Genomic DNA, 26,730 nt, shown 5'->3' with positions numbered 1-26,730 from the left:
AATAATATAAAATATTTTTTTAAATGAAAACTTTAAAACTATATGCTAAACGAGCTTAAAGATAGATAAAAAATGATAATAATTTCAGAACAAATAATATATATGTTTAAAAATAGCGCGTAAAATTCAGCATCTCGCAAGCCGCGAGGTTATATCATTATCAAATTTTAACGAGAAAGGGCAAAAATGACGCAGTTTGACGCGAGAAACGTCAGTATGGTGATGGATTTTTACGAACTTACGATGGCGGAGGGGTATTTTAAAAGCGGGGATCAGCCGCGAGTGGCGTTTGACGTTTTTTATCGCAAAGTGCCTAGCGGCGGCGGTTTTGCAATATTTGCTGGGCTTGAGCAGATCATAGAGTACGTAGAAAATTTTCGCTTTGAGGATAGCGACGTAGCTTATCTGCGCTCGTTAAATTTATTTAGCAAGGATTTTTTGGATTACCTGCGTAAATTTCGCTTTAGAGGCGATATATACGCATTTGCCGAGGGCACGATCATCTATCCGCAAGAGCCTTTTATGACCGTCGTGGCCTCGCCTATCGACGCGCAGCTCATAGAAACCGCGATCCTATCGCAGATAAACCACCAAAGCCTCATCGCTACCAAGGCTAGGCGCATCGTAAAAGCCGCGGACGGCAGGAGCGTGTTTGACTTCGGCGCCAGACGCGCGCATAACTTCGACGCGGCCGTATACGGCGCCAGAGCGGCCTATATCGGCGGCGCGGACGGCACGGCGACGGTGCTGGCGGCTAAGGCTTTTAGTATACCGACGACCGGCACGATGGCGCACAGCTGGGTGATGTATTTTGGCGACGAATTTGAAGCCTTTAAGCGCTACGCCCTGCTCTATCCCGACTCCGCTTCGCTGCTAGTAGATACCTACGATGTGCTGCATAGCGGCGTACCAAATGCGATAAAAACGGCAAAAGAAGTACTTGAACCCATGGGTAAGCGCCTAAAAGCCGTTAGGCTAGACTCGGGCGACCTAGCGTATCTATCTAAAAAAACGCGCGCGATGCTAGATGCGGCGGGGCTACAAGACTGCAAAATCATCGTCTCAAACAGCCTGGATGAATACACCATCGCCTCGATTTTAACCCAAGGCGGACGCATAGACGGCTTTGGCGTGGGCGAGCGGCTGATAACGTCAAAAAGCGATCCTGTTTTCGGCGGAGTCTATAAACTAGTCGCAGTCGAAAATAAAGGCATTTTTAGTCCGCGCATAAAGGTCTCGGAGGCCGTAGAAAAGATGACTAATCCGGGTCTAAAAAAAGTTTGGCGCATATATAAAGGCGGTCAAGCCGTCGCCGATTTGATCACGAACGCGGACGAAACGCCCAACCTCTCAAAACCCTACCGCTACATAGATCCCGATAGGCCGTGGAAGGAGCTGTATTTTGAGGGTTGCACGTCGCGGCAGCTGCAAAATCTAGTCGTAAAAGACGGCAAGCGCGCAGCCGAGCCGGTAAATTTAGCCCAAATCAGAGACTACGTAAAAAAGCAGCTCGAAAATGAAATTTGGCAGGAGGAGCAGCGCTTTGAAAACCCGCACAAACACTACGTCGATATGAGCGTGAACTACTACGAGATGAAGATGAACCTGCTAAAACAAACCAAAAAATAGTCGCGCGGGGCTTAAAGCGTTTAAATTTGCCGGCGTTTTAGTAGTGGGCTTTGCCTAGTAGGCGCGGTTCTAGCTGCGGATAGCGGTTTTGCGCCGCGAGGCTAAATTTAGCAGGGCCAAACACTCTTGTACGTATGGCTATCGCGAAAAGTTCTAAATTCGCGGCCGGCTAATTTAAGATAAATTCGGCCTTAAATGAAGCGTAAATTTACGCAGCCGATTTTACGACCAGTAGCAAAACCGAATCTAACGCGTAAAAAATGCGGCTTTAGGCGCTTGTTTAGCAGGCGTAGAGAACAAAGCCATAATTTGACGGCGGTTTTGAGCTGAAGTTAAATAGATTTAAAGTCTCTAAGCCGTGCCGCATAAATTTAAATTTGATAATGCGGCGGCTAAATTTGCGCGAAAATTTGCCGCTAAAGCTAAATTTAGCTCAAGACTAAGCGGTCTAATTTAACGAAATATCTCCAAAACAAGTCCGCCAAAAATCTGTTTTGGCGGTTAAATTTACCTTTAAACCGCCAAAAAGCCGAAATTTAAATTCAAGCGCTAAATTTGCCGCTCGAATTTAAACTGAAAAACGGGATCTAAAAGCCTAAGCCTCTATCGTCGCGGGCCTATCAAACGCCGTTACGCTCGGCAGTTCGCCTTTAAATTTCTCGATCTGTACCATGCTCGTGTGCGCGGTGTTACTTTGCGAGAGCTGCGAGCTAGGCACGTCCTTGGTTAGCACGTTTATGTTGCCGTGTTTGCATAGGCTACGCTCGCCCCAGACGGCGGGATCGTACCACGCGCCCTCGCTCACGATCACGACGTTGTCTTGCGCTCGCTCGCTTACCAGCGCGCCGCAGAGGATCTCGCCTCGGTCATTATAGATCCTCACTACGTCGCCCGTTTTGATGCCGCGCACCTTTGCCGTGGCAGGGCTAATTAGTGCGGGCTCGCGGCCCTCGATCTCGGCGTAGTTGCGGATGAGCGAGTTGTTTAGCTGCGAGTGGAGCCTAAATTTGGAGTGCGCGCTGCTGATGGCGACCGGGTACTTGCTCACGTCGCCGCCCAGCCATTCAAACGGCTCCATCCACGTCGCGTGCGGCGGGCAGTCGGGATATCCTAGCTTTTCGACCGCTTCGGAGTAGAGCTCGATCTTGCCCGATGGTGTTTTTAGCGCGTTTTTCTCGGGATCGGCGCGGAAGTCCGCGTAGTTTGTGAAGTATCTCTTTTTCTCGTCGATTTTATCAAATTTAACGTAGCCCTTTTGCCAAAACTCCTCAAATTTCGGCATCGCTATGCCCATGCCTTCAGCTTTTTGGACTGCATCGGCGTAGATTTCCTTCACCCACTCAAGCTCCGTTTTACCCTCGCTAAAGGCCTGCTCGTACTCCTCGCCCCACTGCGCGCAGATGAGCCGCGCGATCTCAAAGTCGCTCTTGCTCTCGCCAGCGGGCTTTACTAGCGGCTTAATCGCAAAAAGGTACTCGCTAGTCGAATTCGCAAACTCTATGTCCGTGCGCTCGCACTAAAGAGCCGACGGCAGCACGATGTCGCTGAGCCTCGCCGTACTCGTCCAAAAGGGCTCCGTGGTGATGATCGCTTCGATCTTTTTCATCGCTTCGACCGCGCGGTTGGTGTCGGGGTGCCGGGTGAAGGTCGAGCCGTTGGCGTTAAACATCACGCGGATGTGCGGCATGACGTATTTTTTGCCGTTGCGTTCGATCTGCTTACCCGGTTCCATGATTGCGTCTATGAGCCTGCTGTTTGGTATCTCGTGGTATTTGGCTTTGGCTAGCTTGCCTCGCGGGGCGATGTATTTTTCGTTTACCGCGGGATTAAAAGCCTGAAGCTTTGGCGCGACGAAGCTAATATCTGCGTTTTTATGCATCTGATCGTTCATCACGTAGCCGCGCCCCGTCTTGCCGATGTCGCCTAGCATCGCTGCTAGCGTGATGAGCGCCCAGTACGCCATCTCGCCGTGGTGCTGGCGCTGGATAGAGTAGCCCGTGACGATGAGCGTGTCTTTTTTAGCTAGCGTATCGGCTAGGTTTTTTAGCTCCTTTTCGCTCACGCCGCAAATTTTACTCGCCCATTTTAGATCCTTTTTCACGCCGTCCTTTGCGCCGGTGAAATACTCTTTAAATTTATCAAACCCTACCGTGTAGCGCTCAATAAATTCCTTGTCGTAAAGCTCGTTTTCATAGAGATATTCGCAAAGCCCGATCAGCATCGCCGTATCGGTGCAAGGGCGCACGGCGAGATAGTGCGCGCCGAAATACTCCGCCGTTTCGTTGCGGTAGACGTCGACGCTGTAAATTTTCATCTCGCCTTTTTTAAATTTATCCTTCATAATCTCGTAGTAGGCGTAGGAGTTGTGCATCGGTACGCCGATAGCGATCTTGTTTGAAACGACGGGATTTGTGCCCCAAAACACGATCGTTTTAGCCTCCTTTATCACGCCCTCCCAGCGCGTCGGAGCGTGCGTCGGATCGATCGAGCCCGTCACGTGAGGCAAAAAAGCCGTCGCCGCGCCGTAAGAGTAGCCGCCAAGCTCGCTCACGTAGCCTCCTAGCGCGTTTAGCATGCGCTTTGCGGTGCGCTGCGAGTGACCGACCTTGCCGAGGCTACCCCACTGATAAAGCTGCCCGTAAATGGCCTCCGAGCCGTATTTGTCGAAGTTTTCTTTTAAAATTTTAGCGCTTAGCTTGATCGCCTCGTCCCAGCTAACGCGCACGAAAGGCTCTTTACCGCGAAGCTCTGGCTTTGGATCTGCGGGATTTTCGAGGAAGCTTTTGCGCACATATGGGTATTTCACGCGCGTTTCGTTTTGGATGTGATCGCTTAGGGCGTTGTTTAGCACCGTTGACATCGCGTCGCCCTCAAACGGCTCGGTGCCCACAACCCTGCCGCCGATGGTTTGGACATAAAACGCGCCGAATTTATTCGCGCAAAGCCCCATCTGCTCGTCAAATATCGCTTGCGCCGCGGCGTCAAATTGTTTTGCCTGCGCTGAAGCCGCAGCTAGCGCACCTAGTTTTAGAAAATCTCGTCTTTTCATGGTTCTGCCTTAAATTTAAATTTGGTGGTTGATTTGGTTTAAATTTAGCGGCGTTTACGTGGTTAAATTTTGCATTTTTAAGCCTTTTATCGTATTACGCGACCTCGCGTCTTAGCGGTGATTTTACGAAATTTAGGCTTAATTCTCGTTTTAAAGGCTTTTTTAAAAATAGCGTAAATTTATGCCAAATTTGATAATATCTCATCAAAATTTAAAGGAAGCAAATGTCAAATTTAAAAGCCGACTTTGAGATAAAGCCTAGCGCCGAGTATAAAGCGATGACGCGCGAGGTAGGCAAGATCGTTTATAAGGGCGATAAATTTATGCGAAACATACGTATATGCGACTTTACGGCGTCGGCTCTTGGCATGTTTTTTATCACGCTTTTGTGCGTCAAATTTTACTTTAGGGAGCTTAGCGACTTGCTTAGAGATTACGGTTTTAGCGGCGTGGAAAATCTAGCCTACCTATCGTGGATGGCCGCGTTTTTTACTCTGCTCTACGCTACTGGACTGCGGCCTTGGCTGCTTACTCGCGCGCTGATAAATAAAGCAAACTACGGCGAATTCGGGCAAAAAAGCGTGATCTTAGAGGATGGGTTTTTCGTGCAAAAAAGCAAATTCGGCGAGGGCAGATATTTTTATAACGCCATCAGCGACGCTCGCTATATCGGTGATTTCATCGTCGTTATCATCGAAAACTCCATGTTTTACGCCGTGCCGCGTGAGGCTTTTTCAGACGGCGGTGCGGAGTTTTTAAGCGAGATAAAAAAGCGCGCGGGACTAGACGCGTAAAATAAAATTTAGGATTTAAAATGAGCGAATTTGACGAGTTAAATTTACACGAGCCGTTTTTAAAAGGGCTGCGAAATCTAGTAAGCGGCAACCAAGCTAAGCCTGAGGATTTGGTAGAAATTTCGCACGAAATTTTTGATTTTGAAGCGATGGCAACCGTGACGTGGGAGTTTTACGGCAAGCGCGAAGAGAGCAAAATCGCAGGCGGCGCAAAAGAGCAGATACATTTCGGCGACGACGTGCGCGGCTACGAAAATCACGCCAGAGAGTGCTTGCTACAGGCTAGAGATAGCGCCGATTTGCACGAAATTTTACTTGCCGAGCTACGCCAAGACGCAAAAGAAGCCGTCGCAAAATCAGGCGGTACGGTTAGGTATTACGATTTTAAGCCCTTTAGCATGAGCGAGCGCTGCGACAACTGCGGCGGCGACGGGCAGACGAGATGCGGCGAGTGCGGCGGACGAGGCAAAAAAACCTGCTCCAGCTGCGGCGGACGCGGACGACAAAGCTGCTCTACGTGCGGCGGTAGCGGCGGCGTAAATCGCCCTCACACGCAGTACAACTCCGACGGCAGCACCTACGTGACGTATCGCTACGAGAGCTGCTCGTCGTGCGGCGGTAGCGGTTCAAATACCTGCTACGGCTGCTCGGGATCTGGCACGGTAAGGTGCGGCGGCTGCGGAGGGTCCGGCTACGTGCAGTGCGCCCAGTGTAGCGGACACGGGTACTTTACGACGATAGCTAACATCGGCGCCTACGCGAAACCCGGCGTAAATTTACGCATAAAATCACGCGCTTATGCCGACGAGCTTTTGGACTTTTTATGCGCTCGCAGCTGTAAATTTATCTCACAGACGATACCTTTTTATCAAGACGAAGAGAGCGGCGGAGAGGATTCGCACCTGTTTTCTTACGTAGGATATAGCGCGATAACGAGGCTAAATTTTATACTGCTTGGCAAGGAGTACGAGGCGGTGGGCTTTAGCAACCCGCCCTATGCCTTTATCAGGCCGCCCTTTTTCGACGATCTTTTCGCGGACGAGATAATGATGCTAGAAAAGATTGACGCCGACGGCAAGATAACTAGACGCGAGGCGTTTAAATTTTTCACGCGCTACTGCTCGCAGCCAGCCCTTGACTCCGCGCTAAAGCGTATCGCTAAAACAGACGGCGCGCAAAACGAGGCCGCAAACGCCGTGATAGAGGCCTGCGACGGCTACATCTCAAGGGGTGCGGCAAGCAAACTGGGCGAAACGATGAAAAAATGCCTAAATAAAATCTCTCCCGTTTATTCGCCTGCAGTTTGGTTTGGTCTGGGGTCGCTATTTTGGCTGCTTGCGCTAGTTTTTACAGCGGGATTTTTGGGCGAAAATTTAGCCGATCGCTACATCATGGCGCCTATTTATACGCTTATATTTTTGGCTATTTGCGCGGGCATGGCTTGGTGCGTCTTGGCGCCTCTTAGCGCGCTGGTTACGCTATTTCGCCGAAGCTCCGTGCCTAAAGAGTACCGCCAAAACATGCGAAACAAAGAGGCTTTTTCACTATTTTTTAAAATTTTATCGGGCTTTGGAGCCCTCGGCGCGATCTACGGCGCGATATCGAGTTTTGGCTACGCTCCGACTCTTACGGCGCTTGACGAGCGCTTTGAGGCATCGCGCGGCCTGGAGGCCAAATTTCGCGAGATGAGGGCTAAATTTGACGGTTCTAGCAGCCAAGAGCGCGAAACAAACTCCACCGATGCCGCCAAAACCGCGCCGCAGATGACGCAAAAAGATAAAATTTTATACGTGCAAAAGGCTATCGGCGTCAAATCTGACGGCATCATGGGCGCGCGCACGCTCAAAAAGGCGCAGGAGTTTTTGGACGCAAATTTGACGAACGCGGATGAAATTTACGAAGCGATAAAAGCAAAAGAAGCAAGCCGCGGAAAATAATCTGCGTAAATTTTGAGGACGAGATACCCAAAATCAACCGAGACGGAGGGTCTGCGGGCAACGGCGCTTGGGTATACGAGGGCAACGAGCTCAAGCCAAAATACGGCGTAAACTCAAGCAACACTTGGGTGACACAAGGCAACGTCGTCAAGCCCGATTTTGGCTCAAACTCGAGCAACGCTTACGACATAAACAAAGCTCCTATCGCGGTCATCATAGGGCAAGTAAAACTGTGGTAGCGCGAGGCAAATTTGGCGAGTGCGTGAAGTACGCTCAAATCGCATTTGCCCCTTTTTTGGCGCGCGGTTGCGTGCGGTAAATTTGACTCGGCTTAAATTTAGCGCTCAAATTTTAGCAACCGCCGCAAACTAAAATTTAAAACAGATCCGCGTTTTTGTCGCTATTCCAGACGTACTCCATCGCCCATACGCCGCGCCCGTTTATTTATCATTTTTACTTGCTTTTTGCATGTATTTTACGCGAATTTTGGTTAAATTTCGTCTTAAATTTTATAGTGGGCTTTTGATTTGAATTTTAAAAGCAAATTTTTGATATAAATCATCAAAATTTTATGCTAATTATGATAACATTTCCCAAAAATAAAGGAGAAAAGATGAGCCATAATCACGAGACCGTATCTAAACAAAAACATCCGGCCGGCAAGCTGGTCCGCGTCTGCGACGCCGTCGCTATCGCGTTTTACATCATCATCGTAGGCGGCTTTTACCTCTACATCAGCCGCAACGTCGGCGTGCAATACGACTACTACGAAAAGCCTTTTGTTTTTTGCCTGCCGTATGTTATTTGGTTTGCGACGACGCTAGCGATGATTTATGTTGCCTTGGTGCGCGAAAAGCTTAAAACGCTCTAAACGACGATAAATCTGTCGCCCAAAACCGCTAAATTTATAAAATTTGCGATTTTTGGCAGTAAAATTTGCATTGTTTTGGATTATTTACTTGTTTTTAGCCATAAATCAGAAATCTTCCGACTATCAGACTAAATTTGCACTTTTTATACCCGTGCTTTTGAACGGCTAATTTTGTAAATTCGTTTTTCACGCATTTTTTAGGCACGGTACCCAGGAATTTGACCCGGCTTAAATTTAGCACTCAATTTTAGCAACCGCCGCAAACTAAAATTTAAAACAGATCCGCGTTTTTGTCGCTATTCCAGACGTACTCCATCGCCCGAGCGATACGCTGCGCCTCGTCCCGTCCGTGCATATCGGCGATAAAACCCAGAGCCGCGTCGATACCCGCGCTCACGCCCGAGCCGGTGTAAAATTTCCCGCTAACGCACCACCTAGCCCCGCGTATCCAGCGCACGCCAGGAGCCTCCAAGATCGCCCACTGCCATGATAGCTTGTTGCTTGTGGCCTCCATGCCGTCCAAAAGCCCTATTTTAGCTAGCAGCACCGAGCCCGTGCATACCGCGATCACGTACTCGTGTCTGCGCGCTAGCTCGCCCAAAATAGCGATAAACCCGCTCTCATGCGCTAGCTTCCTAGCCGCAAAACCGCCCGGTACTAGCAAAACGTCAAATTTAGCTATCTCGTTTAGCTTTCGCGTCCAAATTTTAGCATTCGTACTGCCGCCGACGAGCCCGCCAGCAACCGAAAAATACTCTATCTCGTAGCATTTTCGCCCGTCATCCAGCGCCCTAGATAGCGCCTCGGCAGGTCCTAGCGCGTCCATCGTCGTAAATCCCTCGTAAAGCAAAACGTTCACCGCCCTCATCGCGTTCCTTTGTCAAATTTAGTTTCAAATTTAGCCCAAATTTGATTACGAGCGGCTAAAATTTAATGAGACTTTTCGCATTAGCGAGGTAAAATTACAAAATCATTTTAAATCAAATTTTTAAGGAAAAACGATGCTGAGCGACAGAGAAATAGAGGCGAGCGCAAAGCCGCAAAATATCGTAAAAATCGGTGCGAAACTGGGGCTAGGCGAGGAGGCGCTAGACACCTTCGGCAAGCTAAAAGCCAAGATCGAACCACGCCTAGGTAGCGCACCCAGCGCAAACCTCATCCTAGTTACCGCGACCAACCCGACGCCCTACGGCGAGGGCAAAACGACCGTAACCGTGGGGCTATCTGACGGCTTAGCGCGTATCGGCAAACGCGTGTGCGCCGCGCTTCGAGAGCCAAGCCTTGGGCCTGTTTTTGGTATAAAAGGCGGAGCGACTGGCGGCGGATACTCGCAGGTGACGCCTAGCGAGGATATCAACCTGCACTTTAACGGCGACTTTCACGCTATCACCTCGGCAAATAACCTCATCGCTGCGATGCTAGATAACCACATCCACCACGGCAACGCCCTAAATATCGACCCTGCGCGCGTCGTTTTTAAGCGCTGCATGGATATGAACGACCGTTCGCTAAGAGAGATAGAAATCGGCCTTGAAAAGAGCAATAAATTTACCCGCAAGGACGGATTCGTCATCACCGCCGCTAGCGAAATAATGGCGATCCTCTGCCTAGCTACCGATCTAAAAAATCTAAAAGAACGCGTCGAAAACATCGTCGTCGCCTACGATAAAGAGGGCGGCCTCGTGCGCGCAAAATCCCTAAACTGCGCCGACGCCGTCTGCGTCCTGCTAAAAGAGGCGATAAAACCAAACCTCGTACAAACGCTTGAGGGCACGCCAGTACTCATCCACGGCGGACCGTTTGCAAATATCGCGCACGGCTGCAACAGCGTCATCGCAACCAAAACCGCGCTAAATTTAGCGGGCTACGTCGTGACTGAGGCGGGGTTTGGCGCTGAGCTAGGAGCGCAAAAGTTCCTCGATATCAAGTGCCGCACCGCGGGACTTGCGCCAAAGTGCGTCGTACTAGTAAGCACCATCCGCTCGCTAAAATATAACGGTGGATGCGATAAAGACGGCATCTCGCAGCCAAATTTGGACGCGCTAAAACTAGGCGGCGAAAACCTAAAAGCCCACATAGAAAATCTAAAAAATTTCAACCAAAACGTCATCGTCGCGCTCAATAAATTTGCGACCGATACGGACGACGAGATCGCCCACGTACGCGCTCTTTGCGAGGATTCGGGAGCCGAGTTTAGCGTGTGCGAAGGCTTTTTAAAGGGAAGCGCCGGCACAGAGGATCTAGCTAAAAAAGTCGCGCAAATCTGCGAACAACCGGCTCGCGAGATAAACTTCACGTATGAGTCCGCCGACCCCGTCAAAACCAAGATCGAAAAGATCGCGACAAAAATTTACGGCGCCAAAGACGTCGTCTTTAGCCCGCGCGCGCAGGATGATCTGGCCGAGATTTCGCGTCTAGGCTTTGAGAGTATGCCCGTTTGCGTCGCAAAAACGCAGTATAGCTTTAGCTCGGACGCTAAGCTGCTAGGAAGGCCGAAGGGCTTTAGCTTCGAGGTTAGCGCGCTTGAGATCAGGGGCGGAGCGGGCTTTATCGTGGCGGTTAGTGGTGGGGCGATGCTGATGCCGGGACTGCCTAAAGTGCCTGCCGCCGAGCAGATGAAAGCGGAGTAAAGCAAGCTTCGATCCGTCGAATTTGAGCGTAAAATTTGATCTGTCGGCGAAGTTTTTTGAAAAACAAAGGCGAATTTGGCGGAGATAAAGTCAGGTTCGCCTTTTTAAATTTGACTATTTCGTCCTTTAAATTTGCCGTCAAATTTAAAACGATAAATTTAACAAACGCCCGCGCTAGCTCGTAAATTTTATAGCAACGCTATTCATGCGAGATTTTTATCTTACCGTCCATCGCCGAAACGCAAAATCAGATTTACTCGCCTAAAGCCGCGTACCGGCCTAGCACCAAATTTGCGCTATTTTACGGCGTTTTAAATATCCGAATTTAACGCTCGAAATTTGCCGTAATTTTTGGCAAAATCGGCGTAACGTATTTTGGGGCTTTAATCAAATTTGCGTAAGCAAGCCAAAATTTACGCGCGAAACGGCGCTAAATTTTTACCTTCTCCCACGGCTCGATTCCGCCGTCAACCTCTTTAAAAATGCTAGCGATTTCTATATCTTTTACGCTCAAATTTCGCTCGTATGCCTTGACGTCGCGCGATTTTAGCTTCTCTTGCAAAAAGGCGAACTCATACTCTATCTGCCCGCGAGCGACGGCTATTTGGGCTAAATTTCGCTCGTCAAATTCGCCCACCTTCGCTGCGTCAAATTTATACCCGCGAGCGCACGCCTCCTTACAAACCCCCGCCAGATACGCATTTATCGCTTCACACGCGTTTTCATGCGCGTAAAAGCGGTCAAGCTGCGGGTGATTTTTGTAGCCCTTAGTTAGTCCAGCCAGCACGTTTTTAGCTAGCAGCGCCTCTCGCCAAAGCGCCACAAGCCCCTTTGCGTCGAGATATTTAAAGCTTATCGTCCAAAGTCTCATTTTTGCCTTTCGTTAAATTTGACATCAAATCACACACACAAAAAGACAGAATTTAACCGTCCATTATACTTTCAGCCAAAAAGTAAATGAATTTTGTATAAAATTCCTGCCGCAATCATATTTCCAGCAATGCCTTCAAGTATATTCCTAATAGTTTTAAATGATTGACTTATAACTTCCTTTGAAGGATTTGCCTTCTTTACCTCACCGTTAACTATATCTAGTTCTTTTTCAAAATCTTTTGGGCTATCTAGTGATGCTATAATATCTTTTTTATGAGTGTTAATTGATTCTAGGACTTTAACTATTTTATCAATATCCAAACTATTATTAATTGTTTGCGAAGAGTAATTGCTATTCTGCTGAATTTGGCTGCTTGAAACATTACCATAAAAATTATTTACCGTGTAGTTCTTTTCACTTGCAATTCTCTTTTCTTCATCTGTAAATTTCATATCCACTCCTATAATACCATCTTCCTCTAATTTTAATATCCACTCCATAATAATATTTTTTACGGTTTCAATAATGCCGATTATGCTAGCAGGGCTTAATCTTTGTATATATTTAGTTGGAAAGCCATCGCTTATAAGTTGATTAAACGAGTCTGGTAAATTTATGCTTACCATACCTTTCTTTCCCGATTGATTGATTATATTTTCCAATTCTGGAATCCCTTGCCCAATTTTAGACATAGTTAATTTATCGTACACTTCAATATCATCAATTATTACAGGAACCCAACCCCGATATGGATTCCATGCTTTAATATCTCCAAAAATATTTCTATACTCTGGAATACTAGCGTCTTCTTTATATCCGTTCAACTCATTATTAATCCAAATTTCAAAATCTTTGGTCTTTAATTTTCTAGCAATAATATATGCTTGCCTAAGAACATCCGTAGTGCTTTTGCTCAATACTTGCTTTTGTATGTCAATAACGATTGAATCCATAAAGAACCTATCCCTTTTTTGGCTTACTTTTTACTTTTTTCATGGCTTCCAGCTCTTCGGCTAAAAATTTACCCGTATAGCTACCCGTTTTTACGTGGTTTTTGGCGACCTCTTTTACGCTGCCCTCGGCGATGATTTTACCGCCCTTTGCGCCGCCTTCAGGCCCCATATCGACGATGTAGTCGCAGTTTTTGATGACGTCCATGTTGTGCTCGATGACAAAGACCGAGTTGCCAAGATCTACGAGATGATGCAGCACGCGCACGAGCCTATCGACGTCGGCAAAATGCAGCCCCGTAGTCGGCTCGTCGAGGATATAGAGCGTATTTCCCGTGTCCGAGCGGCTGAGCTCTTTTGCGAGCTTTACGCGCTGCGCCTCACCGCCGCTTAGCGTCACGGCGTTTTGTCCTAGCGTGATGTAGCCTAGGCCCACGTCTTGTAGCGTCGTTAGTTTGCTAGCGATTTTGGGCACGGATTTAAAAAACTCCACCGCCTCGTCGATGCTCATATTGAGCACGTCGGCGATACTTTTGCCTTTGTAGAGGATTTCTAGCGTCTGCGCGTTGTAGCGGGTGCCGCCGCACGAGTCGCAAACGACGTTTACGTCGGGCAAAAAGTGCATCTCGATCGTGATCTCGCCCTCACCTTGGCACTTTTCGCAGCGTCCGCCCTTGACGTTAAAGCTAAACCTGCCGATCTTGTAGCCGCGCAGTTTGGCTTCTTTTGTCTGCGCAAAAAGCCCTCTGATCTCGTCCATCACGCCCGTGTAAGTGGCCGGATTACTGCGCGGAGTGCGGCCGATAGGGCTTTGATCGAGGTAGATCACTTTGTCGAGATTTTCTAGTCCGCTCAAATTTACTCCCGCGACCTTTTTTACCTTTTTGGCGCGGTTTAGCTGCTCCTGGGCCTCAGGCAGCAGGGTTTGCAGCACGAGCGAGCTTTTACCCGAACCAGAAACTCCCGTGATACCAACTAAATTTCGTAGCGGAAAGCGCGCGCTTAAATTTGATATGTTGTTGATATTTACGTTTGATATCTCGAGCCAAGTGTCGATTTTTCGGTCTTTTTGGTAGTCGATTTCCTTTTCGCCGTTTATATAAAGCGCGGTTTGCGTACTTGAGTCAAGCAGGCTTTTCACGTCGCCGGCAAAAACTATCTGCCCGCCGAATTTCCCCGCTCCGGGCCCGATATCCACGACGTAGTCGGCCTCTTCGATAGTTTTTTTATCATGCTCGACGACGATAACCGAGTTACCTTTGGCTTGCAAATTTCGCAGCGTTTTGATGAGCTTTAGCGTATCGCGCTCGTGCAGGCCGATGCTAGGCTCGTCTAGCACGTACATCACGCCGCTAAGGCCAGATCCGATCTGGCTAGCGATCCTGATACGCTGCGCTTCGCCGCCGCTAATCGTGCGCGCGTCGCGTCCGAGCGAGAGGTAGCCCAGCCCCACGTCGTAGAGGAAAAACAGCCTCTCGTTTATCTCCTTAAATATCGGCTTGGCAATCGTTTTATCGTATTCGCTAAGGTAGCTAAAATTTGACTCGTCCGAAAAAAATGCGGTGCAGTTTTCGATGCTCATGTCTAAAATTTCGCCGATACCGCGCCCTGCGACCTTGACGGCTAGGCTTTGAGGCTTTAGCCTGTGTCCGCCGCAGTCGTCGCAGACTTTCTCGCTCATGTATTCGTCAAAATCCTTGTAGTCTTTTAGCAGTCCGTGAGTGATTTTTAGCGCGCCTTCAAATTTGCGCAGCAGCTTGTTTTTCTTCCAGAAAAACTCGACCTCCTTTACGTTGCCGTAAAGTACGAGGCGCTTCTCGTCCTCGCTAAGCTCGCAGTAGGGGTGCTTTACGTCGATACCGTTTTGCTCGCAAAAAGCTAGCAAAAATTTATAATAATAACTCATGTTGTAGCCGTAAAGCAGCTTTATCGCGCCGCCTTCGATGCTTTTTTCTTCGTCGATCACTTTGGTTAGATCCAGGCTATATCTGATACCGAGGCCGTCGCACCTCTCGCACGCGCCTTTTGGAGAGTTGAAGCTAAAGCTAAGCGGCTCGAGCGGCGTAAATGAAATTTTACAATCAAAACACGCCGAGTGCTCGCTGTAGTGAATGAAGCTCTCTTTTAGCCCGAGTTCTTCGGCATTTGCGATCTCGATCTCGACCTCGCCGTAGCTTTCATTTAGCGCTTTTTCTACGTCCTGGGCTAGGCGCTGCGCGTTATCCGCATCTATCACGATGCGGTCTACGATGAGCTTTATCGTGTGTTTTTTGGTTTTAGCTAGCTCGATCTCCTCGTCTAATCTCACCTGCACGCCGTCTATCTGAGCGCGCACGTAGCCTTTGCCGCGTAAATTTTCGATCAAGTCCGCCCACGTGCCCTTTTTCTCGCGTACGAGCGGAGCGTAGATGACGACTTTGGCGCCCTCGGGGAGCTTTTGGATCTCGTTTATGATATCGCTAGCCGACATTTTAGAGATCGGTTTGCCGCACTTGTGGCAGTGCTGGATGCCGATGCGAGCGTATAGAAGGCGCAGATAGTCGTAAATTTCCGTTATCGTACCCACGGTCGAGCGCGGGTTTTTGGACGTGGTTTTTTGATCTATCGCGATAGCGGGCGTTAGACCCTCAATCTTATCGACGTCTGGCTTACCCACGCGGTCTAAAAACTGCCTGGCGTAGCTGCTAAGGCTCTCCATATACCTGCGCTGCCCCTCGGCATAAAGCGTGTCAAACGCTAGCGTGCTCTTGCCGCTACCGCTAAGTCCGGTGAAAACTACGAGCTTGTTTTTCGGAATTTCAAGATTTAAATTTTTTAGGTTGTGCTCGCGCGCGCCCGTGATTTTTATGGTGTCGTTCATTTTTTGCCTAAATTTACTTGGATTTAACGGCGTATATTGTATTATCATCGCTATAAAATTTCTATAAATTTAAAGGACGTGCAAATGAACGACATCCAAAAATCCTACGACGAGCTTCCCTATATCTCGGGCGCTTTTGCGGAGACTTCTCCCGCACGCCTTGAGGCTTTGGCTTCGTTTTTGTCGCTGACGCCGCCGCCGTCAAAAACGGCTAAAGTACTGGAAATCGGCTGCAGCTACGGAGGGAATTTATTTCCTTTTGCTATCGCAAACCCGCAGGCAAAGGCTCTTGGCATAGATCTAAGCGAAGTGCAGATAAATAAAGCCAAAGAGCTAGCAGCACAAATGCGCGTGGATAATATAAAATTTATGGCAAAAGATATCTGCGATCTTACGGATGCGGACGTGAGCGCTTACGGAAAATTCGACTACATCGTCTGCCACGGCGTTTATAGCTGGGTACCGGACATCGTAAAGGACGCAATCCTAAAAACGATCAAGCGATTTTTGAGTCCAAACGGTATCGCCTACGTGAGCTATAACGTCTATCCTGGCTGGAAGATCAAGGATACGATCAGAGATTTTTTAGTCTTTGGCACCAAAGACGTAAAAGGAGAGGCCGCAAAAGTAGCCAAAGCGAGGGAGCTTTTAAAAGTACTTGGCGAATACGCAAAATTTTGCCAAAAAGACGGTAACGTAAGTCAAATTTTCTTAAATTACGAAAGCCTAAAATTTCACATCGACTATATCTTATCCGCTAGCGACTCGTATATAGCGCACGAGTATTTAGAAGTTTTTAACGATCCGATTTATTTTAAGGATTTTGCGGCCGATCTTGATAAAAACGGTCTTGCCTATCTCGCCGAGGTCGGACTAGACGACGTTTTTCAATCAAATTTAGGCATAGACGAATTTGATGCATATATAGACGCAAATTTTAGCTCGCGCATCCAAAAAGAACAGATGCTTGATTTTTTAACAAACAGGGTTTTTAGGCGTAGCATGATAACGCACAAAGACCTAGTTTCAGACGACTTTAGCGTAAATATCGGCGCAGACGAGCTTTGCAAGCTGCATATCTCGGCAAATTTCGACCGAGCAAAAGATGGCTACGTAAATATAAACGGCGCTCCGATGAAGCCGCAGTACGACTGGCTTTATCAGGTATTTACCGACGTTTATCCGGCAAGCGTAAATTTTGCCGACGTCGCCGCGCTCTTAAAAGACGATGAAAACGCGGTAAAATCGGCATACTTTGGCTTTATGGAAATTTTAGCCGCAAACTGCGCAAAGCTAACGACCTACGAGCGCCCAAAAATCGCTTACGAAGTAGGCAAAAGCCGCCTAAAAGAGCGAGTACGGGGGTATTTTGAGTATTTCTCCGCCGCAAACGAACCCGTGATAAAGATCGCCGATGAGCTAAACGTGTCGGCAAATTTTTCGCAGTTTGATGCCTTTATCGCGCTTAAATTTAACGGCGAGAACTCGTTAGAAAATATCGCAAAGCAAACGGCGAAATTCGCACAAGAGCGCAAACTGGAGTTTGCCGTCAAAAACGGCGCGATAAAAACCGCCGGCAAAAACGAATACCAAAAAGCGGCCGAAAACTACGTAAAAGACCTTGAGTTAAAACTAAGCGACGGTGGATTTTTAGAAAATTTTTGATCTATTCTCGAGAGCGGATACGATAAATTTACCTCGCTCCCGCGCTTCCCGTAAATTTGACTGCATTGTTTTAAATTTATGCGAGTTTCTGAACCCGCCAAAATTTGACATGAATTTGTAAAATTTATACGAGTAGTTTCAGCTATTAAAGCGGTAAAATTTAGCAAAACCAAAATTTACCGCAAATACTAAATTTAAGCAAAAAGCTTATTTATCATTATAAGTAGCGTCGTGCAAATAAGAGCAAGCAGGCATCTTTTTTGGATAGTGCGGTCGATCTTTTGCGCCAAAGCCACCCCAAACCTCACGCTTATAAGCGAGCCGATACCGACCAAAACGCCGACCTCGTACTGCACTAGCCCTTGCAAAGTTAGACTGATAAAGCCCGAAATCGACGAAAATATCACAAAAAACAGTCCCGTGCTGATCGCCTTTTTTATGTCATAGTTTAAGAAATTTATCAAAACCGGCATGATGATAACCGAGCCTCCGATACCCACGCTGATCGCTACCGCGCCGACAAAAAGTCCGACGAAAAAAAGCGGCACGAGAGAGGGATTGTGCGCGCCTTTTGGCTCCGGATTTTTAAAAAATAGCTTAATAATGTTAAAAATTTGAATACAAATGAGAGTAAGAAGCAAAAATTTCGACGGAACGCTCGCTACGATAAAGCCGCTCGCGCTCGCCCCGCAAAAGCCGCCGCTGCCCAGAACCAAAGCGGGCTTTAGATCAAGGGTCTTATTTTTGAGATTTAAAAGCGAGCCGTAGACCGAACTAAACATCATCTGAAGAACGCTTACGCCGATTGCGTATTTGACGTCAAAGCCCAAAAATACGAGTATCGGTACGGCCGCCGCGCCGCCGCCGATGCCCAAAAATCCGGACAAAAAGCCGACAAATAGCCCCAAACAAATGTAACCGATCGACGCAATCGATAAAATTTCCATAATCTCGCCTTAAAGTAAAATCCGATTTTAGCCGTTTTTGGGTAAAATTAATTTTAAAATTTAAAAAAGGAAAATTATTGAAAAGATTGTTTTTGATGATTTTTGCGGGGTTAAATTTAGCCTTTGCAGGCGTCACGGAAGGCCAAAGTGAGCTAGAGCTAGAAGCCGCGGTTAAGAGATTTCAAAGACTGCTTGATATGAGAGATATTAGCGAATTTGCCGTAGTGCCCCATCACGTTTTCGCCGCGCAAACGGGAGTAAATTTGACCCCGTCGGTCACTGTGATTTTCGGTGCGCCGGGCGTAATTGCGCCTTTGATAGAGTGCGAACCGCGGCTAGCGCTGGAGCTTCCGTTTAAGTTTTTATTTCAAAAAATAGAGGGTAAAACGGTCGTGAGCTTTGAGGATATAAAAAGCGTCGCGGCCAGATACGGCGTCTCGGACTGTCCAGCCCTAGACGCGGTGCAAAGGCTAGAGCGCGAGCTTTTTGACGCCGCCGTCAAATGAAAATTAAGCTTAATTTTTATATAATCAACGCTCATTAAAGGATATTTTATGCTACTTTTGAGCCCAGTTTTTTATTACGAAAAGATCCGCGAGAGATTTGCTAACTCCTACCTCGCCGAGGACACGACGCAGACCATAGTCGGTATCGACTGCGAGTATATCAGCAGCGAGCAAACCGATTTTGCGGGGCTTAAGAGCTATTTTAAAGCTCAAAAATTTGACGCCCCTTTTGCGGGACTGTTTGGAGTACTGGGCTACGGCGGGATAAAATATTTTGAAAAAATCCCCGATTTTAACGCCTCGCAGTATGATTTCCCCGACTTTTTCTACGCCAACGCCCGCGCCTATCTGCACTTTGATAAAAATAGCAAAATTTACAGCTTTTACGGCGATAGCGAGCGGTATTACGATTTTTTAGTTAAATTTAGTGCAGAGAACGAAGCAAAAGCCAACGAGGACCGCGCAAAAAGACAGAGCGAATATAAAATTTTAACCGATTTAGACAGCGAAAAAGAGCATTTTCTAAATATCGCAAAGCGCGCCAAAGAGTACCTAAAAAGCGGCGACGTCTTTCAAGTCGTACTAAGCGAACAGCTAAAACTGACCTCGGATATGGATAGTCTCGACTTTTACCGAGCGCTGAGCGAAGCAAACCCGAGCCCTTATATGTTTCACTTTCCGACCCCTTACGGCGACGTCGCGGGCTCTAGTCCCGAGCTAGTCTGCGAGATCAAAGAGGGCAAAATCTACGTCGCGCCCATAGCCGGCACGCGCGGACGCGGTAAAGACGCAGTCGAGGACGCCGTGCTCGAGCGCGAGCTGCTAAGCGACGAAAAAGAGCTAGCCGAGCACAAAATGCTCATCGACCTCGCCCGCAACGACATCGGCCACGTCAGCAAGCCAAAAAGCGTCGCGGTCAAAAACGCCATGCGCATCGTGCGCTACGAGAACGTGATGCATATCGTAAGCGACATCTACGGCGCAAAGGCGGACGATATAGACGCATTTGACGCGGTCGGTAGTATCTTCCCCGCAGGCACGCTCAGCGGTACGCCCAAAATCCGCGCCATGGAGATCATCGCCGAGCTTGAGCCCTATAGGCGCAACGCATACGGCGGCGGCATCGGATTTTTCCACTTTAACGGCGACGCGCAAATGGCGATTTTGATTAGAAGCGCGATATTTGCGCGCAAATTTGACGCTAGCGGGCATGACCCGCACCTTGACGGCGCAAACGAGTCAAATTTAAAAAGCGAGGAACTCGGGGGAAATTTTGCCGAAATTTTCGTGCAGGCCGGAGCCGGCATAGTTATAGATAGCGTTCCTGAATACGAATATAAAGAAATTTGTAAAAAACGCGCCTCGGTGCTAAACGTGTTTGCGAAAAACGCAAGGGAAATTTGAGAAATATAAATTTGGGCTTTTCGTAAAAAACAACCGTTTGAGGTTGTTTTTTACTTTGTTGTAAAGGGGGTGAGGGCTTAAATTGCGCTCTGCTAGCAGTTGCGAGGCAAAGATGAAGCAAAAGAGCTCCCCACCCCCTTTAATCCCCCTCCCCCTACGACGCTTTTAAGGTGGCGACGTAGCTTTGCTGACGCAAAGCGTCGCAAATTTTAAATTTACATTTTTGCGGTGCGGGTCTAGGTGGGTAAAATTTGCAAATTTAGCCAAATTCGACTTCGAATTTGAGTGCAAAAAAATCAAGGCGCAGTATTTTTGTTCTAGACGAGGCGCTTTTAAATTTGGCGACGGGAGTTACCTCGTCGGTAATGACCGAGCCAAATTTAAAAGCAACGAAGTATAGAGCAAAAAGACAAGCCGCTAAAAAGGAGAAAATTTTGATTTTATTAATCGACAACTACGACAGTTTTGTATTCAACGTGGAGCAGTATCTACGCGAACTAACTTCCGAGGAAGTGCGCTGCGTGCGCAACGACAAAATCACCCTGGATGAAATCCGCAGGCTAAATCCGAGCAAAATCGTATTAAGCCCGGGCCCAAAACATCCGCAAGATAGCGGCATTTGTTTAGAGATTTTGCGAAGCGACATCGCCGCGCCGATCCTTGGTATCTGCCTCGGACATCAAGCGATCGGCCTGGTGCAGGGCGCAAAGATCAAACGCCTAGAAAAGCCATATCACGGCAAAACCTCTCTCATAAAAGTTAGCCGCAAAGAGCCGCTATTTACGGGGCTACCGGACGAATTTGAGGTTATGCGCTACCACTCGCTTTACGTGGACGAGCTACCGTCAAATTTGCAGGCCACGGCCGTGAGCGAGGACGGCGTAGTGATGGCGCTTAGCGTGAAAGACAGGCCGATTTTTGGCATCCAGTTTCACCCCGAGAGCTACTTCACGCAGTACGGCAAAAAAATCATCGAAAATTTCATAAACTACGAAGTCACGCCTACGGCCGAAGTCACCAAAGAGCCCAAAGTCCGCCCGCTAAAGCCGTTTTTAATCAAACTACAAGAAAACGAGCGCTTGGACGACCGCGACTTTGAGCAAATTTGCGAAATCATCGCGAGCAAAGAGTACGAGATCACGCAGCTAGCAGCGCTTTTGGTGCTAATCAGCGAAAAAAGCCTCTATCCGCAAAGCCTAGCAGGCCTCGCCAAAAACATCCTAAAATACTCGCAGACCTACCGCGATCCCTCGCCGATGATCGATCTTTGCGGCACGGGCGGCGACGGCTTTAAGACGATAAATATCTCAACGACCGTCGCCTTTATCCTCGCAAGCCTTGGCGTCAAAGTCGCAAAGCACGGAAACAAAGCCGTTTCCAGCAAATCGGGCAGCTCGGACGTGCTGGAAATTTTGGGCGTTCAGAGCTCAAATTCGCTCCTGCGACAGCGCGAGCTGCTAAACGACAAAAATTTAGCCTTTTTCCACGCTCCGTTTTTTCACCCGCTAGTGGGCGAGGTGCGCGAAGTGCGTCAGCGCCTAGGTATCCGCACGGTTTTTAACGTGTTAGGCCCGCTGCTAAATCCAAATTTAGCGCTCAAAAATCAGCTAGTAGGCGTCTATCATAAGCCCGTTTTGCGCCTATACGCCGAGACGCTGCAGCTACTTGGACGCGAGCGAGCGCTGGTCGTTCGCGGCGAGGACGGACTAGACGAGATAAGCCTATGTGATGAAACGCGCGTCGTGGAGCTACGAGGCGGCCAGATCAGCGAGTACAGCATCACGCCCGAGCAGTTTGGCTTCAGACGAGCGTTTCACAGCGAGATCGAGGGCGGCACGCCTGAGCAAAACGCCGAAGCGTTAAAGCAAATTTTAAAAGGCGAGCTGGACGGACCGAAATTTGACATCGTCGTGCTAAACGCGATGTTTGCGCTCTATGCCGCTGGCGTCGCTGATAGTCCAGCGCAGGCCAAAGAGGTCGTCTTAGACGCGATAAAAAGCGGCAAAGTTTATCGCTACTTCGAGGACTACGTACGAGGCGAAGCGTGACGCTGGTTAAAATTTGCGGTATCAAAACGCCTGCGGAGGCGCGCGATGTGCTTAAAGCAGGGGCTAAATTTGGGCGAAATTTAGGCTCAAATTTGGATGTTTTTGGTGCGGATGGCAAGATAGATTTACAAAACGGCGTAAGTTTTTTAGGCGTCATTTTTGCTCCTAGCAAGCGAAAAGTAACCCCGCAAATCGCACGTGAAATCGCAAATTTAGCCCACGACTACGGCGTAAAATGCGTCGGGGTTTTTGCTGAAATTTCAGAAAACGAGATTTTAGAAATTTGCAAAGAGGCGAATTTAGATGTAGCGCAAATTTACGGCGAGTATTCGGCAAATTTAAGGCAAAATTTAGCGCGCGAAAGCGTTAAAATTTGGAAGGTTTATAGCGTGCTTGACACTTTGCCGAGCGTGGATTTTAGCCTTTGCGATATGCCGCTATTTGACTGCAAGGGGGTAAATTTAGGCGGTAATGGCATTAGCTTTGAGTGGAGGATTTTAGAGGGAGTTAAATTTGACTTTGCGCTTGCGGGCGGCATCGGCGAAGATAACGTGCGAGAGGCGATTAAATTTAACCCCTGCGTACTGGATATAAATAGTAAAGCCGAGAGCGAAAATCTGCAAAAAGACCCAGATAAAATAGAGCGAATTTTTAAAATATGTAATAGCAAAATATAGTAGTTGATTATTGAGAGGTATAGAGAGTGTATATAGATTTATTTTCTGGCTGCGGAGGTCTATCTCTAGGGCTTCATAAAGCGGGTTTGAGAGGTATGTTTGCTGTAGAGAAAAATCACGATGCTTTTTCTACTTTGAAATATAATTTAATAGATCAGAATAACCATTTTGATTGGCCGTCTTGGCTTCCTGATACAAATTTGGATATTAATCAGCTAATTATAAATAATATTAGTAATTTAAAAAAACTAAGAAATAAGGTTTTGCTTATAGTGGGTGGACCACCTTGTCAGGGCTTTTCTATGGCAGGAAGAAGGCAAGAGAGTGATGAGAGAAATTTACTAGTAAAGTCTTATATCGAATTTATAAAAATAGTAAAACCAGAGGTTATATTTTTTGAAAATGTAAGAGGTTTTATGGTTGGTTTTATAAATAATGGGCAAAGAGGAAATGCGTATTCTGATTATATTATATTCGAACTTAAAAAGCTTGGATATGACATTGAAGCAAAAATTTTAGATTTTTCTATGTATGGTGTTCCACAAAGAAGGCAAAGATTTATACTAGTTGGAACAAGAAAAGGTATTGCAAATGATTTCTTTGTGCGTATAGACGCGAACAAAAAGCAATTTATAAAATCTAAGAATTTAAATTTGTGCGTATCGGTAGAAGAAGCCATATCTGACTTATTGCAGTCAAATGGAACAGTCAACTCGCCAGATACTAAAAACTTTAAAGCTGGAATTTACGGCATAATAGCAAATCCATATCAAAAATTTATGAGAAAGGGTGTAAATTTGAAAATAGCTGACAGTCATAGGTTTGCAAATCACAAAGATGATACAATTGAAAAGTTTAGCCATATATTATCAAATTCTGTACCAAATAAAAACATATCACATGCAATAAGGGCTAAATATAATATTAAAAAAAGAACCATAATACCACTATGTTCAAAATCAGTTGCGCCAACCTTGACAACTCATCCAGATGATTTTATACACTATTGCGAGCCAAGAATACTGACTGTCAGAGAGTATGCAAGAATACAATCTTTTCCGGATAGCTACTGCTTTAAGGGCAAGTACACTACAGGTGGAGTTTTAAGAAAGCAGGATGTACCAAGGTATACCCAAATAGGAAACGCTATCCCGCCACTATTTGCCGAGCAAGTTGGATTAGCACTAAAGGATATAATAAATGAAATTTAAAATAAGCTCTGAATTAAAAAACATAATAGGCAAAGATCTTATAGTTAATGATGAAGTTGCCATTTTTGAATTAGTAAAAAATTCTTATGACGCTCATGCAACTAGAGTCGATGTGCAAATAGGTGCAGACAAAATAGTTATCAAAGATAATGGCAAAGGAATGAATTTAGATGATATAAAAAACAAATGGTTATTTGTGGCATATTCTGCAAAAAAGGATAATACGGAAGACAGTGATATAAATAAAGATGATGAAAGATATCGAGATTATAGAAATAAAATAAATACAAAAAGAGGATTTGCTGGTGCAAAGGGTATAGGTCGTTTTTCTTGTGATAGACTTGGTGCAAAATTAAAAATCATATCAAGAAAAATAGGCGAGACAAAATTTCATATTTTAGATGTAAATTGGGATGATTTTGAAGAAGATGCAAAGAAAGAGTTTATGGATATCTCAATTAACTATTCTGAGGCAGATTTTATCGCAGATGCAAATTTTAATCACGGAGTTATAGTAGAGATAACACAACTACGTTCAAAATGGGATAATGACAAGATAAATACGCTTAAGCGCTCTCTTGGAAAACTCATAAATCCTTTTGAGGTTAATACTCATACAAATAATTTTCAAATTTATATCAAACATAATGGTAGTTTGTTTGAAGAACCAGTTAAAAATGAAATTATAGATGTTTTAACACTAAAAACTACAAAACTAGAAGTTGATATAAAAGATGATAAAATAGTATCAACATTAACAGATAGAGGGGTATTGATATATAAAATAGAAGAAAATAATAATTACAAACATCTTAAAAACATAAAATCAATTCTCTTATATTTAAATACTAGTGCCAAAAACAATTTCTATAGGCAAATGGGTGTCCGTTCTGTAAATTTTGGACATGTGCTTGTTTTTAATAATGGCTTTAGAGTGTATCCTTATGGAGAGATAGATGATGATAGCTTTGGAATAAATCAAAGACACCAACAGGGCCACAATAGATATCTATCCACAAGGGTGATTGTTGGTAGTATTAATATTAATGAATACTCAGATCAGTTTAAAGAAAAAAGTAGTAGAGATGGCGGCTTTATTAAAACAGATGGATATAACGAGCTAGAAGACTTTTTTTGGGAGAAACTTCTAAAAAGATTAGAAAAATATATAGTTGGTATTCAATGGGGGTTAGATGCGGAGGTTAGAAATATTGATAATTTTTCTGATGATATAGAGGCATTAAATACAATAGAAACAAAGTCCAAAATTATACAGCTAATTAAAACCTTAACAAATTCGGCAAGTGTTAAAATTTTAGATTTTGGAAAAAACTTTTTAAATATCATAAATCAAAATACAAATTTGCAAGATCCTATAATAAAAGATTTAATATCAATAGCTAAAAAGGCAAGAGATGCCACTATCTTGGATGCTATAGATAAAATAGGTCAATTATCAAAAGAAAAAACAGAACTAGAAAAGCGTATATATGAGACAAAAGAGGAAAATGCTGCACTAAAAAATGAAAATATGCTAATTAAGCAAAATTTAGATGATGAAATAAAAAAGAGCGATTTAACTGCTAAAAAACTTGAACAGCAAACCAAAATAAATATCTTTCAAAGTTCAATTATAGGTACAGAAAAAGAACAAATTCTTGCACTACAACATCAAATATTTCACTCATCAAGTAGAATAAAAAGAAATATAGAGCTTCTACTAAAAACAATAGATAAAAATACAATGACAGATAGGCAAAAAAAATATATCGGCGTTGTTACTCATGAATTGGATAAAATAGTATCAATATCAAAATTTGTAACAAAAGCAAATTTTAATTTAACCGCCAGTGCCATAAATGCTGATATTATAAATTTTATACGAGAATATTTAGAAGAGTTATATTTATCAAGCGATCATGTAATAGATTCTCAAATTAAAATAGAGAATATACCAAAAACGAATACAACTTATAAAATTAATCTAAGACCCCTTGAGATAACAACTATGATAGATAATTTTATACAGAATTCTCAAAAAGCAAAGGCAACAAAAATTATCTTTAACTATTTAATTGATAAAGACTGTTTTGTATTAACAGTAGAAGATGATGGGTGTGGAATAGCAAAAGATAACTTGGATAATATTTTTCAGCTAGGCTACACTACAACAAATGGTTCAGGAATAGGTCTTTTTAATATAAAGGAAACCATTAAGCAAATGAATGGAACAATAGATGTCGAATCTGAAGTTAATAAAGGCACAAAATTTACAATAAGGTTAAGAAATGAAAATTGATTATAAGATTATTTGGCTCGATGATAATATGCAAGATTTTGAAAAAGATGAGCATATAGATAATATAAAAGAATACCTAATAGAAAAAGGTTTTAATCCTATAATTACTCCATATTTTAAGCAGCAGGATTTTTTAGATAACTTAAACGATACATATGACTTGATCTTAACCGATTATCATATGTATGGAATGAATGGAGATGAGGTAATTGAAAAAATTAGAAAAGAAAAAGGGATATTTACTGAAATTTTATTTTATACAGCTAGAGCTGATTTAAAAGATACAGATAAAATAGATAGAATAGATAGAATAACCTTTCTAGAAACACGTAAATATCAAGGCTCACATCATGAAATAATTATTAATAAAATAAAAAAC

At 45.4% G+C, this 26,730-nt stretch carries 19 protein-coding genes and 1 pseudogene; 14 read left to right on the top strand and 6 right to left on the bottom strand.

Annotated elements, in window-relative coordinates; translation table 11 throughout:
* Positions 1–186 precede the first annotated feature (186 nt).
* On the top strand, positions 187–1,629 hold the full coding sequence (locus tag Q0218_RS02925; protein ID WP_297966083.1) for a nicotinate phosphoribosyltransferase: 1,443 nt from the start codon (positions 187–189) through the stop codon (positions 1,627–1,629).
* A 595-nt stretch (positions 1,630–2,224) separates the two neighbouring features.
* On the opposite strand, the pseudogene Q0218_RS02920 reads toward Q0218_RS02925, so the two are convergent.
* Positions 2,225–4,678 (bottom strand): annotated as a pseudogene (locus Q0218_RS02920) (molybdopterin-dependent oxidoreductase).
* A 224-nt stretch (positions 4,679–4,902) separates the two neighbouring features.
* Here Q0218_RS02920 and Q0218_RS02915 point away from each other — a divergent pair.
* The 3 genes from Q0218_RS02915 to Q0218_RS02905 all read left to right on the top strand — a co-directional run bounded on the left by Q0218_RS02915 (position 4,903) and on the right by Q0218_RS02905 (position 8,280).
* Positions 4,903–5,472 carry a YcxB family protein gene (locus Q0218_RS02915; RefSeq protein WP_297966081.1) on the top strand — a complete coding sequence of 190 codons (570 nt, stop codon included), beginning with the start codon at positions 4,903–4,905 and terminating at the stop codon, positions 5,470–5,472.
* Between the two features lie 20 nt (positions 5,473–5,492).
* Positions 5,493–7,409, top strand: coding sequence for a hypothetical protein (locus Q0218_RS02910; RefSeq protein WP_297966079.1), 1,917 nt, complete (start codon positions 5,493–5,495; stop codon positions 7,407–7,409).
* A gap of 613 nt (positions 7,410–8,022) precedes the next feature.
* Complete coding sequence (locus Q0218_RS02905; protein ID WP_297966078.1) at positions 8,023–8,280, top strand: hypothetical protein; 258 nt, start codon at positions 8,023–8,025, stop codon at positions 8,278–8,280.
* Between the two features lie 271 nt (positions 8,281–8,551).
* Here the strand turns inward: Q0218_RS02905 and Q0218_RS02900 are convergent, their stop codons facing one another.
* Positions 8,552–9,148, bottom strand: a complete 597-nt coding sequence (locus Q0218_RS02900) for a DJ-1/PfpI family protein (RefSeq protein WP_297966075.1) — start codon at positions 9,146–9,148, stop codon at positions 8,552–8,554.
* Between the two features lie 133 nt (positions 9,149–9,281).
* On the opposite strand from Q0218_RS02900, the gene Q0218_RS02895 reads away from it, so the two are divergent.
* Both Q0218_RS02895 and Q0218_RS02890 read left to right on the top strand, forming a co-directional pair.
* The gene (locus Q0218_RS02895) at positions 9,282–10,910 is read left to right on the top strand and encodes a formate--tetrahydrofolate ligase (protein ID WP_297966073.1); all 1,629 of its coding nucleotides are present in this window, start codon (positions 9,282–9,284) and stop codon (positions 10,908–10,910) included.
* 56 nt (positions 10,911–10,966) lie between these two features.
* Positions 10,967–11,095: a hypothetical protein gene (locus Q0218_RS02890; RefSeq protein WP_297966072.1), complete on the top strand. Its 129-nt coding sequence runs from the start codon at positions 10,967–10,969 to the stop codon at positions 11,093–11,095.
* A gap of 245 nt (positions 11,096–11,340) precedes the next feature.
* Here Q0218_RS02890 and Q0218_RS02885 read toward each other — a convergent pair whose 3' ends face one another.
* The 3 genes from Q0218_RS02885 to uvrA form a co-directional block, all read right to left on the bottom strand.
* The gene (locus Q0218_RS02885) at positions 11,341–11,781 is read right to left on the bottom strand and encodes a pyrimidine dimer DNA glycosylase/endonuclease V (protein ID WP_297966071.1); all 441 of its coding nucleotides are present in this window, start codon (positions 11,779–11,781) and stop codon (positions 11,341–11,343) included.
* A 71-nt stretch (positions 11,782–11,852) separates the two neighbouring features.
* Entirely contained in the window at positions 11,853–12,737 is an 885-nt protein-coding gene (locus tag Q0218_RS02880) for a hypothetical protein (RefSeq protein ID WP_297966070.1), read from the bottom strand.
* 7 nt (positions 12,738–12,744) lie between these two features.
* Entirely contained in the window at positions 12,745–15,594 is a 2,850-nt protein-coding gene (gene uvrA / locus Q0218_RS02875) for an excinuclease ABC subunit UvrA (RefSeq protein ID WP_297966066.1), read from the bottom strand.
* Between the two features lie 84 nt (positions 15,595–15,678).
* Here uvrA and Q0218_RS02870 point away from each other — a divergent pair, with 84 nt between their 5' ends.
* A complete protein-coding gene (locus tag Q0218_RS02870) occupies positions 15,679–17,259 on the top strand; it encodes a class I SAM-dependent methyltransferase (protein WP_297966065.1) in 1,581 nt (526 codons plus the stop codon).
* A 194-nt stretch (positions 17,260–17,453) separates the two neighbouring features.
* On the opposite strand, the gene Q0218_RS02865 is transcribed toward Q0218_RS02870, so the two are convergent.
* The gene (locus tag Q0218_RS02865; protein ID WP_297966063.1) at positions 17,454–18,206 is read right to left on the bottom strand and encodes a sulfite exporter TauE/SafE family protein; all 753 of its coding nucleotides are present in this window, start codon (positions 18,204–18,206) and stop codon (positions 17,454–17,456) included.
* Between the two features lie 77 nt (positions 18,207–18,283).
* On the opposite strand from Q0218_RS02865, the gene Q0218_RS02860 reads away from it, so the two are divergent.
* The 7 genes from Q0218_RS02860 to Q0218_RS02830 form a co-directional block, all read left to right on the top strand.
* Entirely contained in the window at positions 18,284–18,712 is a 429-nt protein-coding gene (locus Q0218_RS02860) for a DUF302 domain-containing protein (protein WP_297966061.1), read from the top strand.
* A 48-nt stretch (positions 18,713–18,760) separates the two neighbouring features.
* Entirely contained in the window at positions 18,761–20,116 is a 1,356-nt protein-coding gene (locus tag Q0218_RS02855) for an anthranilate synthase component I family protein (protein ID WP_297966059.1), read from the top strand.
* Between the two features lie 434 nt (positions 20,117–20,550).
* A complete protein-coding gene (trpD, locus tag Q0218_RS02850) occupies positions 20,551–22,164 on the top strand; it encodes an anthranilate phosphoribosyltransferase (protein ID WP_297966056.1) in 1,614 nt (537 codons plus the stop codon).
* Entirely contained in the window at positions 22,161–22,841 is a 681-nt protein-coding gene (locus Q0218_RS02845) for a phosphoribosylanthranilate isomerase (RefSeq protein WP_297966054.1), read from the top strand. Before trpD ends, Q0218_RS02845 begins: the two co-directional genes overlap by 4 nt.
* 26 nt (positions 22,842–22,867) lie before the next feature.
* Positions 22,868–24,052 (top strand): DNA cytosine methyltransferase, encoded by a 1,185-nt coding sequence (locus Q0218_RS02840; protein ID WP_297966053.1) that lies wholly within the window; start codon positions 22,868–22,870, stop codon positions 24,050–24,052.
* The gene (locus Q0218_RS02835; protein WP_297966051.1) at positions 24,042–26,351 is read left to right on the top strand and encodes an ATP-binding protein; all 2,310 of its coding nucleotides are present in this window, start codon (positions 24,042–24,044) and stop codon (positions 26,349–26,351) included. Before Q0218_RS02840 ends, Q0218_RS02835 begins: the two co-directional genes overlap by 11 nt.
* The coding region (locus Q0218_RS02830; protein WP_297966049.1) for a response regulator at positions 26,341–26,730 on the top strand (390 nt) is incomplete at its 3' end. The genes Q0218_RS02835 and Q0218_RS02830, both read left to right, overlap by 11 nt.

Origin of the sequence: uncultured Campylobacter sp. (genome assembly GCF_938039245.1) — a bacterium.
Classification (GTDB): domain Bacteria; phylum Campylobacterota; class Campylobacteria; order Campylobacterales; family Campylobacteraceae; genus Campylobacter_A.
Note: the sequence above shows the minus strand (reverse complement) of the source record. Positions and strands in the feature narration are given on the sequence as shown.

Bases quoted from the DNA above. Each gene is read 5' to 3' on its own strand.
- Q0218_RS02925 (WP_297966083.1), top strand. From the start codon at position 187: ATGACGCAGTTTGACGCGAGAAACGTCAGTATGGTGATGGATTTTTAC.
- Q0218_RS02915 (WP_297966081.1), top strand. From the start codon at position 4,903: ATGTCAAATTTAAAAGCCGACTTTGAGATAAAGCCTAGCGCCGAGTAT.
- Q0218_RS02910 (WP_297966079.1), top strand. From the start codon at position 5,493: ATGAGCGAATTTGACGAGTTAAATTTACACGAGCCGTTTTTAAAAGGG.
- Q0218_RS02905 (WP_297966078.1), top strand. From the start codon at position 8,023: ATGAGCCATAATCACGAGACCGTATCTAAACAAAAACATCCGGCCGGC.
- Q0218_RS02900 (WP_297966075.1), bottom strand. From the start codon at position 9,148: ATGAGGGCGGTGAACGTTTTGCTTTACGAGGGATTTACGACGATGGAC.
- Q0218_RS02895 (WP_297966073.1), top strand. From the start codon at position 9,282: ATGCTGAGCGACAGAGAAATAGAGGCGAGCGCAAAGCCGCAAAATATC.
- Q0218_RS02885 (WP_297966071.1), bottom strand. From the start codon at position 11,781: ATGAGACTTTGGACGATAAGCTTTAAATATCTCGACGCAAAGGGGCTT.
- Q0218_RS02880 (WP_297966070.1), bottom strand. From the start codon at position 12,737: ATGGATTCAATCGTTATTGACATACAAAAGCAAGTATTGAGCAAAAGC.
- uvrA (WP_297966066.1), bottom strand. From the start codon at position 15,594: ATGAACGACACCATAAAAATCACGGGCGCGCGCGAGCACAACCTAAAA.
- Q0218_RS02870 (WP_297966065.1), top strand. From the start codon at position 15,679: ATGAACGACATCCAAAAATCCTACGACGAGCTTCCCTATATCTCGGGC.
- Q0218_RS02865 (WP_297966063.1), bottom strand. From the start codon at position 18,206: ATGGAAATTTTATCGATTGCGTCGATCGGTTACATTTGTTTGGGGCTA.
- Q0218_RS02855 (WP_297966059.1), top strand. From the start codon at position 18,761: ATGCTACTTTTGAGCCCAGTTTTTTATTACGAAAAGATCCGCGAGAGA.
- Q0218_RS02835 (WP_297966051.1), top strand. From the start codon at position 24,042: ATGAAATTTAAAATAAGCTCTGAATTAAAAAACATAATAGGCAAAGAT.